The sequence below is a fragment of the Streptomyces sp. NPDC020845 genome, from assembly GCF_044334165.1.
GTDB lineage: Bacteria > Actinomycetota > Actinomycetes > Streptomycetales > Streptomycetaceae > Streptomyces.
In genome coordinates, this window is record NZ_JBIRSJ010000011.1 from 123,081 (window position 1) to 136,914 (window position 13,834).

Consider the following 13,834-nt stretch of genomic DNA (forward strand, 5'->3'; position numbering starts at 1 on the left):
TGTACCGCTTCTACCTCGCCCCCGCCTCAGCCCCGCAGATACGCCAGGACCGCCAGCACCCTGCGGTGGTCGTCCGGGGCGGGCGGGAGATCCAGCTTGAGCAGGATGTTCGCGATGTGCTTGGCGACCGCCGCCTCGGTGACCACCAGGGCCCGGGCCACCGCGGAGTTGGAGCGGCCCTCGGCCATCAGCGCCAGCACCTCGCGCTCCCGCGGGGTGAGGCGGCGCAGCGGGTCCCGCCCGCGGGCCAGCAGCTGCCGCACCACCTCGGGGTCGATGACCGTACCGCCGTCGGCCACCCGCGCCAGCGAGTCGGTGAACTCGGCGACGTCGCCGACCCGGTCCTTGAGCAGATAGCCGGTGCCCGCGCCGCGCCGGGCCGCCAGCAGCTCCTCGGCGAAGGTCTGCTCGACGTACTGGCTGAGCACCAGGACGCCCAGGGACGGCCGCAGCGCCTGGAGTTCGCGCACCGCCCGCAGCCCCTCGTCGGTGAAGCCGGGCGGCATCCGCACATCGGCGATCACGACGTCGGGCTCATGCTCCAAGGTGGCCGCGACCAGCGAAGGGCCGTCGCCGACGGCCGCCGGGACGCGGTGCCCGAACCGCTCCAGCAGGCTCACCAGGCCCTCGCGCAGCAGTACGGCGTCCTCCCCGATCACCACGCTCAACCGCCGCACGGAATCTCCACTCGCAGCCGGGTCGGCCCGCCGACCGGGCTGGACAGCAGCATTCTGCCGTCCACGGCCGCGACCCGGTCGGCGAGCCCGGTCAGCCCGGTCCCCGCGGCCGGGTCCGCGCCCCCGCGCCCGTCGTCGGTCACCTCGAGCACCAGCACCTCGCCGCGCAGCCGCCCGCCGACCCGCAGCCGGGCCGCGCCGCTGTGCCGGGCCGCGTTGGCCAGCGCCTCGCACACCGCGAAGTAGCCCGCGGCCTCCACGGCGGGCGACAGCCGCCGCTCCAGGTCGATATCGAGGTCCAGCGGCATCGGCGAGCGCGTCGCCACGTCCCGCACCGCCGCGGGCAGCCCCCGCTCGGTCAGCACCTGCGGATGCACTCCGCGGATCAGCTCACGCAACTCGGCGAGCGCGTCCTTGGCCATCCGGTGCGCCTCCGCCACCTCGCGCGCCGCGCGCGACCCGGCGGGCAGGTCGAGCCCCGCCAGGCCCAGCTTCATGGTCAGCGCGACCAGGCGCTGCTGGGCCCCGTCGTGCAGATCCCGTTCGATCCGGCGCCGCTCCGCCTCGTACGCGTCCACCAGGCGTGCCCGGGACCGCCGTACCTCCGTCAGCTCCGCGTCGCCGGGCGCCAGTACGGCCAGCGATACGGCCGCCCGCGCCCCCGCCCAGGCGGCGATCGGATACGCGGCCACCGGCAGCAGCAGCGCACCCGCGAGCGGGCCGCCGAGCCGGGCCCAGGGCGGGGCCTCGGGCTGCAGCGGCGCGACCAGCAGCGCGCCCGGGATCCCCAACGACACCAGGACCACCGCCAGATCGACCCAGCCGAGGGCGAGGACGGACAGCGCGCCGTGGCCGATCTCGCGCGCGTACGGCTTGGCGAGGGGCTGTGCGTACAGCTTGGCGTTGAGCTTGGTGTGGTGCTTGGTGTGGGGCGCGACCAGGCGCAGCCGCCGCCGTTCCCACGGGCGGGCCGCGACGGTGGCGCAGCCCAGCACGAGCAGCGCGCACAGCACGGCCGTCGCCGCGCCGATCCGCGCCCAGGACGCGGCCACGCCCGCCACCGCGAGCCCGCATGCGACGCCCGGCAGCCCGCCCGCGAGCAGATAGCCGGCGGACCGCCAGGGCCAGGAGGAGCGGAGGAAACCGGCGGGCCCGCGGGTCAGGGCTTCCAGTGGGTCTCGGGGGATCACCGCTCGACCGTAACCGCGCGGCGGGCCGCGGACAGTAGTGCCAGATGGAGTATCGGGACTAGCCCGGCCACCCGTGTGCCGCCCCGCCCCGCGCCGGTTCACTCGGCGCCATGCCCACGACCACAACACCCTTGCCCCACCCCGCCCCTCACCCCATAGAACTGCGTGCCGTCTCCCGGCGGTACGGGACGGGGGAGCGGGCCGTCACCGCCCTCGACCAGGTCACGCTCGACTTCGCCGAGGGCACCATGACCGCCGTGATGGGCCCCTCCGGCTCCGGCAAGTCCACGCTGCTGCACTGCGCGGCGGGGCTCGACCGGCCGACCGAGGGGCGCGTCGTCATCGGCGGCACGGAGACCGGGGAGCTGGACGAGACGGCCCTGACCCTGCTGCGCCGGGAGCGGATCGGCTTCGTCTTCCAGTCCTTCAACCTGGTCTCCGCCCTCACCGCCGAGCAGAACGTCGCCCTCCCGCTGCGCCTTGCGGGCCACCGCCCCGACCCCGCCCAAGTGGCCGCCGCGCTCGCCGAGGTCGGCCTCGCCGACCGCGCCGGGCACCGCCCGGACCGGCTCTCCGGCGGCCAGCAGCAACGCGTTGCCATCGCACGGGCGCTGATCAGCCGCCCCGCGGTGCTCTTCGCCGACGAGCCGACCGGCGCGCTGGACATCACCACCTCGCGCGCCGTGCTCGGCCTGCTGCGCGGCCTGGTCGACCGCCACCGGCAGACGCTGGTCATGGTCACCCACGACCCGGCCGCGGCCGCGTGGGCCGACCGGGTCGTCTTCCTGGCCGACGGGCGGGTCGCCGACGAGCTGGCGGACCGGCCCGGGGCGGCGGCCATCGCCTCGCGGATGTCGGTGCTGGAGGCGGCGGCATGAGGGTGGGAAACAGCGACCGTACGCGCGGCGGCATGAGGGCCGGAAGGGGAAGCCGGGGCGGCGGCATGCTCGGCCTGGCCGTCGCCACCGTACAGGCGCGCCGCACGGCCTTCGCGGGTTCGTTCACCGCCCTGTGCCTGGGCGTCGCCGTCCTCACCATGAGCGCGCTGATCCTGCTGTCCGGGGACGGCGGGGTGCCCGGCCGGTACGCGGGCGCCCCCGTGCTCGTACGGAGCGCCCAGGGCGGCACCGGCCCCGACGGGGTGTTCCTGGAGCGGGCCCCCTGGTCCGCCCGGCAGACGAAGGAGCTGACACGGGCGCTGGCCGCCGTGCCCGGGGTGCGGCGCGCGGTGCCCGACCGGTCCTTCTACGCGCAGGCGGTCGCGGACGGCGACCCCATACGCGACGCCGGGCAGCGGAAGGGTGACCGGCTGGGCCACGGCTGGTCCGGCGCGGCCCTCGCCCCGTACCGGCTCACCGCGGGCCGCGCCCCGCACCGGTCCGACGAGGTGGCTCTCGACCGCGCCCTCGGGGCCCGGCCGGGCGAGCGGATCACGCTGCTGACCGCGGCGGGGCCCGAGCGGTTCACCGTCTCGGGCACGGTCGACGGGCCCGGCTACTACCTGACCGACGAGCGCGCCGCCGAGCTGTCCGGCGGGGTGCGGGTCATCGGGCTGCTGACCGAGCGGGGCGCGGACCCCGGCGCGGTCGCGAGGGCGGCGCGCTCGGTGGTCAAGGGCTCGGTGGTCAAGGGCTCGGTGGCCGCGGGCTCGGGCACGGTGCTCGACGGCGCCGCGCGGAGCGAACTGGCCCCCGTACGGGACGCCAAGACGCGCTGGATCGGCGGCCAGGTGCTGACCGCCATGGGCGCGCTGTCGGCCTTCGCGACGGTCTTCGTCGTCGCCTCGACGTTCGCCTTCAGCGTGGCCGGGGGCCGCCGCGAACTCGGCCTGCTGCGCGCGGTCGGCGCCACCGGGCGCCAGCTGCGCCGTCTGCTGTACGGGCAGGCGCTCGCCGTCGGCGCGGCCGGCGCGGCGGCCGGGGCCCTGCTCGGCGCGGCGCTGGCCCCCGCGCTGGGCTCGGTGCTCATCGACGCGGGCTTCCTGCCGCCCGGTTTCGTGGTCCGCCGTCAGACGTGGGTGCTCGCCGCGGCGTTCGCCGCCGGTCTGGCCGTCGCGCTGACCGCCGTCTGGTCCGCCTCCCGCCGGGCCGCCAGGACCGGTCCGCTGGAGGCGCTGCGCGAGGCCGCCGCGGACGACCGCCCGATGACCCGTGCCCGTGCGCTGACCGGTATCGCCTTCACCGCCCTGGGCTGCGCGGCCGCGGCCGGGACCGCCTTCGCCGACCCGACCGATATGACCACCCTCGCCCTCTGCACGGCCGTCGGGCTGATCACCGGTGTGACCCTGCTGGTCCCCGCCGTGGTCCCGCCCCTCGTACGAGCCTTCTCCTGGCCCCTCGCCCGCCGCCGTGGCGCGCTGGGCATGCTGGTGCGCGAGGGGATGCTGGCGGCGGTGCGGCGCACGGCGTCGACCACCGCCCCGGTCCTGGCCACCATCGGCTTCGTCGTCCTGATCACGGGCAACACCCAGACCTCCGTGCACTCCTACGCCACCCGCGACACCGCCTCCGTACGGGCCGAGGCCGCCGTCGTCGCCCGCGACGGCACCCCGGGACTGTCCGACGCCGCCGCCGGATCCGTCCCGGGGACGGGGCTGCTGGCCACGACCGTCTACGGAGGCGCGGCGAAGACCCCCATGGAGGCCGCGGGCATCGACCCCGGCGCCTTCGCCGACGTCCACCACCGGCTGCGGACCGTCTCCGGATCGCTCGCCCGGCTGCGCGGCCCCGGAAGGGTGGCCGTGACCGAGTCGGCGCTGACCACGCTGGGCGGACACACCACCGCTGAGGTCACCTTCGAGGACGGCCGCACCGAGAGGCTGCGGATCGTGGCGGTCCTCGTCGACCGTACGGCCCCCACCCCGTACACCGCGCTGCTCCCCAGGGCCACGGTCCGCGCCCACGACCCCTCGGCCCTCACCGACGTCGTCTACCGCACCGGCCCGGCCACGTCGTCCGCCGCGCTCCGGGGGCTCGGCGCCGAGGAGGTGAGCGTGGCCGACTACGCGCGCCGCGCGGACGCCGAGGAGGACCGTCTGGTCGAGGTCTTCACCCTGCTGCTGGTCGCCATGTCGGCGGGGTGCACGGGCGTGGCCGTCGCCAACACCCTCCTGATGTCCACCGCCGACCGGCTGCCCGATCTGCGCCTGCTGCGCCTGTCCGGCGCGACGCTCCGCCAAGTCCTGTGGACCGTCGCGGCGGAGACCGCCTTCGTGGTCGCCCTCGGCTCCGTCCTCGGCGCTCTGACCGCCCTCCCGTCCCTGCTCGGCGTCCGCGCCGGCCTCAGCGGCACCTTCGGCGTCCCGGTGCGGCTGATCGTGCCCGTCGCGCCCGTCGCGGCGGCGGTGGCGGGCTGCCTGGTGCTTGCGCTCGCGGCGAGCGTGCTGCCGGCCCGGGCGGCGCTCGCCAAAGCGGCGCGCGCCGGGGCGGGTTGAGCCGGCTCAGGCGGCGCCGTCCGTGAGGGCGGCGCGGCCCACGAAGGGGCCGTCGGCGGTGAAGGCCAGTTCGGCGAAGCGCTCGCCCATACGCCGGTGGGTGGCGGCGTCCGGGTGGAGTTCGTCGGGCAGCGGCAGTTCGGCGGCGTCGGCCCGGCCATAGAGATCACGGCCGTCGAGGTAGTACAGATTCGGGTCCTCGGCCGACCGCTGCGCCACAACCCCGGCCAGCTCGTCCCGGATGACGCCCAAGGTCAACTTCCCGCTCGCCCGCTCCGCCGGATCGCCCGTGGCCCGGAACCGCAGCCGTCCGGCGCTGAGATCGGTGAAGTCCGGGAGGCTGGGCCCGGGCGTGTCCTCGTGGATGGGGCACAGGATCGGCGAGACGACCAACAGCGGTGCGGTGGGGTGGCCTTCGCGGATGGTGTCGAGGAAGCCGTGGACGGCTGGGGTGAAGGCGCGCAGCCGCATCAGATCGGCGTTGACCAGATTGATGCCGATCTTGACGCTGATGAGGTCCGCCGGGGTGTCCCGCAGGGCCCGGGCGGTGAACGGGTCGAGCAGGGCGCTGCCGCCCAGGCCCAGGTTGATCAATTCCACACCGCCGAGGGAGGCGGCGAGCGCGGGCCAGGTGGTGGTGGGGCTCGCGGCATCGGAGCCGTGGCTGATCGAACTGCCGTGGTGCAGCCACACTTTCCGGCCCCGGTCCGGTGCGGGCTCGACGGGGGCGTCGGTGCGCAGGGCGACCAGTTCGGTGGTCTCGTTGTGCGGCAGCCAGATCTCGACGTCCTTGACCCCATCGGGCAGTCCGGTGAACCGGAGCGTGCCGACCGGGCCGGGCCGGTGCTCGGCGGCCCCGGTGGCCATGTCGAGGGTCAGGGTGTTGCCGCCGGCCACGCTTGCCTGCCCGGCCAGACGGCCGTCGACCAGCAGGTCGTACACGCCGTCCGGGCGCGGCGGGGCGCCCGCGTAGATCCGCTTGGTGGGCAGCGTGTCCAGTTCGACGGCGGTTGCCTCGGTCCGGAAGACCAGCCGTACGCCAGAGGGCTGGGACTCCACCATGGCGAGTTGCGCATCGGCACTCTGGGCACGGGCCCGGGCGGGCAGCCGGTGCGGCAGCAGCCCGTGCGCGGTGCGCTCCAGATCGAGGGCGCCGCGCAGCAGATCCGCGGTGACGGGTGTGCTGATCCAGTCGTGGTCGGTGGTGTGCATCGTCTCGACCTGTCGCTCCCTATTGCTCTCAGTACGTGGATTCTGGCTGGTCAGGGCGCGGGCCAGTGCCGGAGCAGGGCGTCGAGCGCGTCCAGGATCCGCAACCAGGTCTCCTCGGTGTCGGGGGCGCTGTGGCTGAAGCCGCCCCCCAGCTCCAGGCTGACGTAGCCGTGGAAGACGCTGCCCAGCAGCCGGACCGCATGCGTCTGGTCCGGCTCCGTCAGCTCGTAGCCGCGCAGGATGGCCCGCGTCATCTGCGCGTGCCTGACACCCGCGCTGGCGGCCGCCGTCTCGGGGTCGAGCCTGAGCTGGGCGGCGGCGTAGCGGCCGGGGTGCTCGTGGGCGTAGTCGCGGTAGACGTTGGCGCAGGCTGCCAGGGCGTCCTTGCCGGCCCGTCCGGCCAGGGCGGCGGCGACGCGATCGGCGAGTTCTTCCAGGGCGAGCAGGGCGATCCTGGTCTTGAGGTCCTGGGAGGTCTTCAGCCGCGAGTACAGGCTCGCGACCTTGACATCGAGCCGCCGAGCGAGCTCCGAAACGGTCACCTGTTCGAATCCGACCTCGTCGGCGAGGACCGCGCCCGCCTGGATCAGACGCTCCATGGTCAGCCGTTCGTTTGCCATACCCTTCCCCTCACTCGACAGAGCGTATTATTAATTTGCCTAGGACCATTAGGCAAATTAGCTTGGCTCTCATGAAGCCACTGACCGAGCAAGAGATCCGTACCGCGTTCGTGAACTGCACCAAGGGCGAGGCCAAGCGCCTCTCCATCCCCCGCGACCTGGCCGACCGCCCCTGGGACGACCTGGACTTCCTCGGCTGGCGAGACCCCCAGGCCCCCGAGCGCGCCTACCTCGTCACCACCCTGGACGGCCGCCCCAAAGCCCTCCAGCTGCGCTGCCCCAGCCCCGCGTCCTGGCAGATCCGGCGCGGCATGTGCTCGATATGCCTGACCTCCCACACGGGCGGCGTCTCCCTGATGGTCGCCCCGAAGGCCCGGCGGGCCGGACAGCAGGGCAACTCGGTCGGCACGTACATGTGCAGCGACCTCGCCTGCTCGCTGTACGTACGGGGCAAGAAGGACGCGGGCGCGGACGGGCGGATCCAGGAATCGCTCACGCTGGAGGAGAAGGTCGCGCGGACTGTCGCGAACGTCGCCGCGTTCTTCGCCAAGGTGGCCGCGTGAGTTCGTCGCGTCCCCCAGTCGGCACGCACCGCCTCCGGCGTCCTTCGGTTTCCCCACCCCCTCTTGAAAAGTGCTTGCTCTGTATCAAGTACTGCATCAAGCGATTATTTAGGAGGGGGTGGGGGGAGAGCCGACTGACTGCCGGTCGAGGCGGGCGCGGTGGCCCGGGGTCAGATCGAGATGCGCCGCGGCAAGGTTCTCCTCCAGGTGGGCGATCCGGGCGGTGCCGGGGATCGGGAGGACGACGGGCGAGCGGTCGAGCAGCCACGCGAGCGAGACCTGCGTGGGGGTGGCGCCGAGCTCGGCCGCGATGGCGGCGATCTCCGCCCTGGCCCCCAGCGCCCCCATCGCGACGGGCCGCCACGGCAGGAACGCGATCCCCGCCGCCCCGCACGCCTCGAGCACCGGCTCGTGCTCGCGGTCGAGCAGGTTGTAGCGGTTCTGGACGCTGACGACGTCGACGGTCTCCCGCGCCTGGCCGAGTTCGGCGACGGTGACCTCGGACAGCCCGAGTCGGCCGACCTTGCCCTCCGACTGGAGCTCCCGCAGCGTGCCGAGCTGGTCGGCGAGCGGTGTCTCCGGGTCGATACGGTGCAGCTGGAGCAGTTCGATCCGCTCGACCCGGAGCCGGCGGAGGGCCTGCTCGACCTGGTCGCGCAGGATGGCCGGACGCCCGTCCAGCCGCCACTCGCCGCCTGGGCCCGTCCGCGCGACGCCGACCTTGGTGGTGATGAGCAGCCCGGCGGGGTAAGGGTGCAGGGCCTCGGCGAGGAGTTCTTCGTTGGCTCCGCCGCCGTACAGATGGGCGGTGTCGATCAGCGTGACGCCGAGCTCGACGGCTCGCCGGGCGACCGCGATGGCCGCCTCGCGGTCGGCACCGGGCCCGGTCGGCAGGTGCATGGCCCCGAACCCGAGCCGCCGTACCTCCAGGTCCCCGCCGATATGGAACGTGTCCGATGCCATCTGCTGTCCCCGCCCCCATCGCTCGACGATTGCACGCTAACAGCTCCGTCACCGAGTGACGGGTCGGCGATGATCGGTGCATGGACGAGATCGTGTTGATGTCAGATCCCAAGGTCGCGGCGGTCCCGGTAGCCGACTGCGGCGAACCACTCGTCGACGTCCGGCTCGATGATTCCCTCGCCGTCGACTCCCGCAAGGTCGATGGCTCAGGAGCATTCGCACATCTGCGAGAAGGGGTCCTGACCCGCCTTCTCAAGGCACAGCTGTCGCTCCCGGACGGCATCCGTCTGCTGTTCATCGAGGGGTACCGGCCGCCCGCGCTACAGCGCCACTACTTCGAGAGCTACGCCGGCGAACTGCGAGCCGACAACCCGGACTGGTCGCCGACGCAGGTGCACCAGGCCGCGAGCCGATACGTATCGCCACCGGAGATCGCACCGCACAGCGCCGGCGCCGCGGTGGACCTGACCCTCGTCACCGCCGACGGACGCGAACTCGACATGGGAACCCGGGTGAACGCCAGCCCGGAAGAGAGCGACGGCGCCTGTTACACACACGCCGACAACATCGGCCCTGAAGCGCGGGCCAACCGCCGGATGCTCGGTGCCGCACTGACCGCCGCGGGTCTGGTCAACTACCCCACGGAGTGGTGGCACTGGTCCTTCGGCGATCGCTACTGGGCCCTTGCGACCGGAGCCGAAAGCGCGCTGTACGGGCCACGCGAACTCGGTTGAGACCGGCACCGTCCGGCTGCGGGTGGCAGCTCCTGCCTGGTGACGCGCAGGCCCAGCAGCCCGGCGGGCGGGAGCCGCGGCCGGCCCCGGCAAGGGTGCGGCATCCCCCGCCACAACCGCCCCGCCCGCCCCTTTAGCATGGGCTCGTGCCGAGCCCTGCCGAGTGCCGTCCGTCGCCGCCCGTGTGGCGGTGGCGAGCGCTGCTCGTGCTCGGGGTGCTGGCCGGGCTGCTGGGCATGCACACCCTCGGGCCCGCCGGCGGTCTGATGCCGGGCGCCCATGAGCGCCCCGCCGCCATGGCGACCGCCATGACCACCGCCCCCTCCGCCCATAGCGGCTGCGACGGCGCGCATATCCACCACGCCGATCCGGCCTGTGCGTCACCCGCGCTCGGCGGTGGGCCCACGCTGTCCGCGCCCCCGTCGACCCCTGTGGCCGACTGTGACCTCGCGGCGGCCCGGTCCGGTACGGCGCCGTCCCCGGCCGACGGGCGGGCGCCGCCCACCCTGGCCGAACTCCAGCTCCTGCGGATATAGGACACGCCCTCGCGGCGCCGCCGCCCCTCCCGATCCGGGTTGAGTCCGGCGCCAGTCCGGTATGTCCAGAAATACCCCCTACACTTCCTCAGGAGTTCCCCCATGCGTTCCCTGACCCGCCGTACGGCGCTCGTCGCCGCGGCCGCCACGGCCGCGCTGTCCCTGACCCTGACCGCCTGCGGCAGCGACGACAGCGGCAGCAGCGGCCACTCCGGCCACGATTCGACGTCGAAGGCCACCGCGAGCACGGGCACGTCCGCCCCGTCGAGCAAGCACAACGAGGCCGATGTGAGCTTCGCGCAGGGGATGATCCCCCACCACCGCCAGGCCGTGGAGATGGCCGATCTGGCCCCCACCCGGGCCTCGTCCGCCCAGGTCAAGAAGCTGGCCGCCGACATCAAGAAGGCGCAGGACCCGGAGATCCGCACGATGTCCGGGTGGCTGAAGGCCTGGGGCGAGAAGGTCCCGGAGGCGATGCCCGGCATGGACCACTCCCAGCACGAGGGCATGCCCGGAATGATGGGCTCCAAGGAGATGGAGGAGCTGAAGAAGGCGTCCGGTGCGGCCTTCGACACCGCGTTCCTGAAGATGATGGTCCAGCACCACAAGGGCGCGGTGGAGATGGCCGGCACCGAGAAGCAGAAGGGTGCGTACGGCCCCGCAAAGACCATGGCCGACGACATCATCAAGACCCAGAACGAGGAGATCACCGAGATGAACAAGCTCCTCGGTAAGAGCTGAGACAAGGGCCGAGCAGGGGCAGAGCGCGGGCTGAACCGCGACTCGTGAGCGATGGGCGAAGGCACCGGCACCCCGCCGGGCCTTTGCCCATTCAGCCGCGGCAGGCCCAGTGGTTACGATCTGGCGCGATGAGTAGACAGCGCGACGCGAGCCGAATACCGGGCGGCACGGTGCGAGCCACCGTGCTCTCGGTGTTCCGCTGTGCCGTCCCGCTGCTCACTGTCGCGCTCTGGCTGGCGCCGTCGTTCCTCCACCCGGCCATGGAGCACGCGCCCGCCGCGGGGCACGCCTCCGCCACGGACCGCGCTCCCACCACGGACCACGCCTCCGGCTCGGCGCACCCTCCGCCCCGCCCCGCCGTGGCCACACTCGCCCCGCCGTGCCCGGACCTCGTGTCCGGCCAACACACGGTCCAGGCGCCCTGGACGGACAGCGCGGGCGGCGCCGGCGACAACTGCGTGGCCGGTCCCTGGGGGGTGAGGCAGGGCGTGGTGCCCGCGCCCGTCCCCCCGCCCGCGCTCACCGGGCTCCTCCCGCGCGACCGCCCGTACGACACGGATGCCACCCGGGCCCCGCCCGGCCCAGCCGTCCGCGCCCCCGGCCTCCACCAGCTCCAAGTGCTTCGCACCTAGGCCGCCGGTATCCGGATCCGCACATCATTCATTCCTCCAGTGCAAGGACAAGGACGAACCATGGCTTCCAAGGGATCGAAGACGAAGAACGCGGCCGCCGCGCGCCGCGAGAAGATCGAGGAGTTGCGCCGCGCCGAACGGGCGCGCGACCGCCGCTACCGCATCATCACGATCGTCTCGTGCACGGTGATCGTCGTCGGGCTGGTCGTCGGTGGCTACTTCATCATCGACGCCACCAAGGAGAAGGACGAGAAGGCCAAGGCGGTGACGATGACGACGGTCAAGACCGGCACCTTCAAGGGCATGAAGACCTGGAAGAACCTCGGCCGGACGCACGTCGACGGCAAGGTCGACTACCCGATGTCGCCGCCGGTCGGCGGCAACCACAACCAGGTCTGGCAGAACTGCAACGGCGACGTCTACGACAAGCCGATAGCCAACGAGAACGCGGTGCACTCCCTGGAGCACGGCTCCGTATGGGTCACCTACACCGACAAGGCGGCGGCCAAGGACATAACCGCGCTCGAGAAGCGCGTGAAGGCCACCCCTTACTCCCTGATGAGCCCCTATCAGAACCAGGACGGCCCGATACTGCTCAACGCGTGGGGCACCCAGCTGAAGGTCGACTCGGCGGACGACCCGCGCGTGGCGAAGTTCTTCGAGGAGTACGTGCAGGGCAAGCAGACCCCCGAGAAGGGCGCCGCGTGCACCGGAGGTAAGGCGGAATGACGGACACCGGCCAGGTGGCGGACACCGGCCGCGCGGGACGCCAGCCGCTGATCGCGGGCATCTCCGCCGCGCTCGCACTGCTGACGCTGGTGACGGTGGGCGTCCTGTGGCTCACGGCGGACCGCTCGGACGGCTCGACCGGGCCGTCGACGCCCACCAAAGCCTCCGCGGAGGCGGGTTTCGCCCGGGACATGTCCGTCCACCACCAGCAGGCGGTGGAGATGTCGTTCATCGTGCGCGACGACACCGACGACGAGGATGTGCGCCGCCTCGCGTACGACATCATCAACACCCAGGCCAATCAGCGCGGGATGATGCTGGGCTGGCTGGACCTGTGGGGGCTCTCCGCGACCTCGGAGGACCCCCCGATGACATGGATGAAGGACCTCTCCTCGGACAAGTCGAGCAAGTCGGGCGAGTCCATGGACCACGGCTCGATGGACTCCATGGACTCGATGGACCACGACGGCACCTACAAGCCGCATGACGGGTCCCTCATGCCCGGTATGGCCACCAACACCCAGCTGGACCAGTTGCGCAAGGCCAAGGGCCGGGCCGCTGAGGTGATGTTCCTGCGGTTGATGATCGCCCACCACAAGGGCGGGATCGACATGGCCAAGGGAGCGGTCAAGCTGGCCAAGGACCCGACGGTCAAGCTGCTGGCGCAGGGCATGGTCGACAGCCAGCAGTCGGAGATCCAGCTGATGAACGACATGCTCAAGAAGCGCGGAGCCGACCCCGTGAAGTAACCCGCCACTCAGGCAATCCCCAAGGCGCTTCTCCTCCCGGAGAGGCGCCTTGTGCTTGTCCGCAAGGGACGGGGCCGGGCGCCGACCGGGACGGTCAGGAACCGAGAAGCGCGGCTCACGGAGCCCCCTCTAATCTGCCGTTATGGACATCACCATTCACACCAGTTCCCTCCCGCACAACGACCCGGATGCCTCGCTCGTCTTCTACCGCGACGTCCTCGGCTTCGAGGTCCGCAGCGACGTCGGGCAGGGCAGGATGCGCTGGATCACGGTCGGACCGGCCGGGCAGCCCGATACGTCGATCCTTCTGGCGCCGCCGGCTGCCGACCCGGGAGTCACCGAGGACGAGCGCCGCACCATCGCCGAGATGATGGCCAAGGGCACCTACGGCTGGATCCTGCTGGCCACCCCGGACCTCGACGCCACGTTCGAGAAGGTGCGGGCCGGTGACACCGAGGTCGTACAGGAGCCGACCGAGCAGCCGTACGGCATCCGCGACTGCGCGTTCCGCGACCCCGCCGGCAATCTGGTCCGCATCCAGGAGCTTCGCTGACCGGCTGATCGGACGAGAAAACCGGACGAGAAAAGAGGAGTGTTCTCATGTGTCGGCCTGAATGGGGACGCGCACGCGTCCAGGCGCAGCGCCTGACCGATCTCGCGCGGCTGCGCCGCGTGCGTGACCGGATCGACAGGGAGTACGCGCAGCCGCTGAACGTGGAAGCGCTCGCCCGCGACGTGCCCATGTCCGCCGGGCACCTCAGCCGGCAGTTCCGGGGCGCCTATGGTGAGTCGCCGTACGCGTACCTGATGACGCGTCGTATCGAGCGCGCGGCTGCGCTGCTGCGGCGAGGGGACCTCAGCGTCACCGAGGTGTGCTTCGCGGTCGGCTGCGCGTCGTTGACCACGTTCACCACCCGCTTCACCGAGCTGGTCGGCATGTCACCCGGCGCCTTCCGGCGGGAGCAGGTGACGAGACCGGTCAGGAATCGAGACTCTGCGCTGTCCACAGCGTCTGCGCCGTCCTGACTGCCGGAGGCGGGCCGGGCCCGGGCCGC

At 72.6% G+C, this 13,834-nt stretch carries 16 protein-coding genes; 11 read left to right on the top strand and 5 right to left on the bottom strand.

The genetic code is table 11. From position 1 onward, the window contains the following. Positions 1-26 precede the first annotated feature (26 nt). Both ACH4U7_RS29110 and ACH4U7_RS29115 read right to left on the bottom strand, forming a co-directional pair. A complete protein-coding gene (locus tag ACH4U7_RS29110; RefSeq protein ID WP_398531023.1) occupies positions 27-659 on the bottom strand; it encodes a response regulator in 633 nt (210 codons plus the stop codon). Positions 660-664: 5 nt separating this feature from the next. Beyond that, positions 665-1,867, bottom strand: coding sequence for a sensor histidine kinase (locus ACH4U7_RS29115; RefSeq protein WP_398530783.1), 1,203 nt, complete (start codon positions 1,865-1,867; stop codon positions 665-667). A gap of 110 nt (positions 1,868-1,977) precedes the next feature. On the opposite strand from ACH4U7_RS29115, the gene ACH4U7_RS29120 reads away from it, so the two are divergent. Both ACH4U7_RS29120 and ACH4U7_RS29125 read left to right on the top strand, forming a co-directional pair. Beyond that, on the top strand, positions 1,978-2,745 hold the full coding sequence (locus ACH4U7_RS29120; protein ID WP_398530784.1) for an ABC transporter ATP-binding protein: 768 nt from the start codon (positions 1,978-1,980) through the stop codon (positions 2,743-2,745). A gap of 32 nt (positions 2,746-2,777) precedes the next feature. Then, positions 2,778-5,300 (top strand): FtsX-like permease family protein, encoded by a 2,523-nt coding sequence (locus tag ACH4U7_RS29125; protein WP_398530785.1) that lies wholly within the window; start codon positions 2,778-2,780, stop codon positions 5,298-5,300. 6 nt (positions 5,301-5,306) lie between these two features. Here the strand turns inward: ACH4U7_RS29125 and ACH4U7_RS29130 are convergent, their stop codons facing one another. After that, entirely contained in the window at positions 5,307-6,512 is a 1,206-nt protein-coding gene (locus ACH4U7_RS29130; protein ID WP_398530786.1) for a GDSL-type esterase/lipase family protein, read from the bottom strand. A gap of 50 nt (positions 6,513-6,562) precedes the next feature. Further along, positions 6,563-7,132 carry a TetR/AcrR family transcriptional regulator gene (locus tag ACH4U7_RS29135; protein WP_398530787.1) on the bottom strand — a complete coding sequence of 190 codons (570 nt, stop codon included), beginning with the start codon at positions 7,130-7,132 and terminating at the stop codon, positions 6,563-6,565. Positions 7,133-7,203: 71 nt separating this feature from the next. Here ACH4U7_RS29135 and ACH4U7_RS29140 point away from each other — a divergent pair, with 71 nt between their 5' ends. Continuing rightward, entirely contained in the window at positions 7,204-7,695 is a 492-nt protein-coding gene (locus ACH4U7_RS29140; protein WP_398530788.1) for an FBP domain-containing protein, read from the top strand. Between the two features lie 108 nt (positions 7,696-7,803). On the opposite strand, the gene ACH4U7_RS29145 is transcribed toward ACH4U7_RS29140, so the two are convergent. Next, on the bottom strand, positions 7,804-8,658 hold the full coding sequence (locus ACH4U7_RS29145) for an aldo/keto reductase (RefSeq protein WP_398530789.1): 855 nt from the start codon (positions 8,656-8,658) through the stop codon (positions 7,804-7,806). Positions 8,659-8,738: 80 nt separating this feature from the next. Between ACH4U7_RS29145 and ACH4U7_RS29150 the strand changes: the two genes are divergently transcribed. The 8 genes from ACH4U7_RS29150 (at position 8,739) to ACH4U7_RS29185 (ending at position 13,805) form a co-directional block, all read left to right on the top strand. Next, positions 8,739-9,392: a M15 family metallopeptidase gene (locus ACH4U7_RS29150; protein ID WP_398530790.1), complete on the top strand. Its 654-nt coding sequence runs from the start codon at positions 8,739-8,741 to the stop codon at positions 9,390-9,392. A 146-nt stretch (positions 9,393-9,538) separates the two neighbouring features. Next, the gene (locus ACH4U7_RS29155) at positions 9,539-9,928 is read left to right on the top strand and encodes a DUF6153 family protein (protein ID WP_398530791.1); all 390 of its coding nucleotides are present in this window, start codon (positions 9,539-9,541) and stop codon (positions 9,926-9,928) included. A gap of 102 nt (positions 9,929-10,030) precedes the next feature. Next, a complete protein-coding gene (locus tag ACH4U7_RS29160) occupies positions 10,031-10,669 on the top strand; it encodes a DUF305 domain-containing protein (RefSeq protein ID WP_398530792.1) in 639 nt (212 codons plus the stop codon). 128 nt (positions 10,670-10,797) lie between these two features. Then, positions 10,798-11,301 carry a hypothetical protein gene (locus tag ACH4U7_RS29165; RefSeq protein WP_398530793.1) on the top strand — a complete coding sequence of 168 codons (504 nt, stop codon included), beginning with the start codon at positions 10,798-10,800 and terminating at the stop codon, positions 11,299-11,301. 60 nt (positions 11,302-11,361) lie between these two features. Further along, positions 11,362-12,030 (top strand): DUF3105 domain-containing protein, encoded by a 669-nt coding sequence (locus ACH4U7_RS29170; RefSeq protein ID WP_398530794.1) that lies wholly within the window; start codon positions 11,362-11,364, stop codon positions 12,028-12,030. Continuing rightward, on the top strand, positions 12,027-12,779 hold the full coding sequence (locus ACH4U7_RS29175; RefSeq protein ID WP_398530795.1) for a DUF305 domain-containing protein: 753 nt from the start codon (positions 12,027-12,029) through the stop codon (positions 12,777-12,779). The genes ACH4U7_RS29170 and ACH4U7_RS29175 overlap by 4 nt, the downstream gene beginning before the upstream one ends. 142 nt (positions 12,780-12,921) lie before the next feature. Then, positions 12,922-13,332, top strand: a complete 411-nt coding sequence (locus ACH4U7_RS29180; protein WP_398530796.1) for a VOC family protein — start codon at positions 12,922-12,924, stop codon at positions 13,330-13,332. A gap of 47 nt (positions 13,333-13,379) precedes the next feature. Further along, positions 13,380-13,805 (top strand): helix-turn-helix transcriptional regulator, encoded by a 426-nt coding sequence (locus ACH4U7_RS29185; protein ID WP_398530797.1) that lies wholly within the window; start codon positions 13,380-13,382, stop codon positions 13,803-13,805. Positions 13,806-13,834 lie beyond the last annotated feature (29 nt).

Excerpts from the sequence above, each read along its gene's own strand:
- ACH4U7_RS29120 (WP_398530784.1), top strand. The coding sequence starts at position 1,978 with ATGCCCACGACCACAACACCCTTGCCCCACCCCGCCCCTCACCCCATA.
- ACH4U7_RS29125 (WP_398530785.1), top strand. The coding sequence starts at position 2,778 with ATGAGGGCCGGAAGGGGAAGCCGGGGCGGCGGCATGCTCGGCCTGGCC.
- ACH4U7_RS29130 (WP_398530786.1), bottom strand. The coding sequence starts at position 6,512 with ATGCACACCACCGACCACGACTGGATCAGCACACCCGTCACCGCGGAT.
- ACH4U7_RS29135 (WP_398530787.1), bottom strand. The coding sequence starts at position 7,132 with ATGGCAAACGAACGGCTGACCATGGAGCGTCTGATCCAGGCGGGCGCG.
- ACH4U7_RS29140 (WP_398530788.1), top strand. The coding sequence starts at position 7,204 with ATGAAGCCACTGACCGAGCAAGAGATCCGTACCGCGTTCGTGAACTGC.
- ACH4U7_RS29145 (WP_398530789.1), bottom strand. The coding sequence starts at position 8,658 with ATGGCATCGGACACGTTCCATATCGGCGGGGACCTGGAGGTACGGCGG.
- ACH4U7_RS29150 (WP_398530790.1), top strand. The coding sequence starts at position 8,739 with ATGGACGAGATCGTGTTGATGTCAGATCCCAAGGTCGCGGCGGTCCCG.
- ACH4U7_RS29160 (WP_398530792.1), top strand. The coding sequence starts at position 10,031 with ATGCGTTCCCTGACCCGCCGTACGGCGCTCGTCGCCGCGGCCGCCACG.
- ACH4U7_RS29165 (WP_398530793.1), top strand. The coding sequence starts at position 10,798 with ATGAGTAGACAGCGCGACGCGAGCCGAATACCGGGCGGCACGGTGCGA.
- ACH4U7_RS29170 (WP_398530794.1), top strand. The coding sequence starts at position 11,362 with ATGGCTTCCAAGGGATCGAAGACGAAGAACGCGGCCGCCGCGCGCCGC.
- ACH4U7_RS29175 (WP_398530795.1), top strand. The coding sequence starts at position 12,027 with ATGACGGACACCGGCCAGGTGGCGGACACCGGCCGCGCGGGACGCCAG.
- ACH4U7_RS29180 (WP_398530796.1), top strand. The coding sequence starts at position 12,922 with ATGGACATCACCATTCACACCAGTTCCCTCCCGCACAACGACCCGGAT.
- ACH4U7_RS29185 (WP_398530797.1), top strand. The coding sequence starts at position 13,380 with ATGTGTCGGCCTGAATGGGGACGCGCACGCGTCCAGGCGCAGCGCCTG.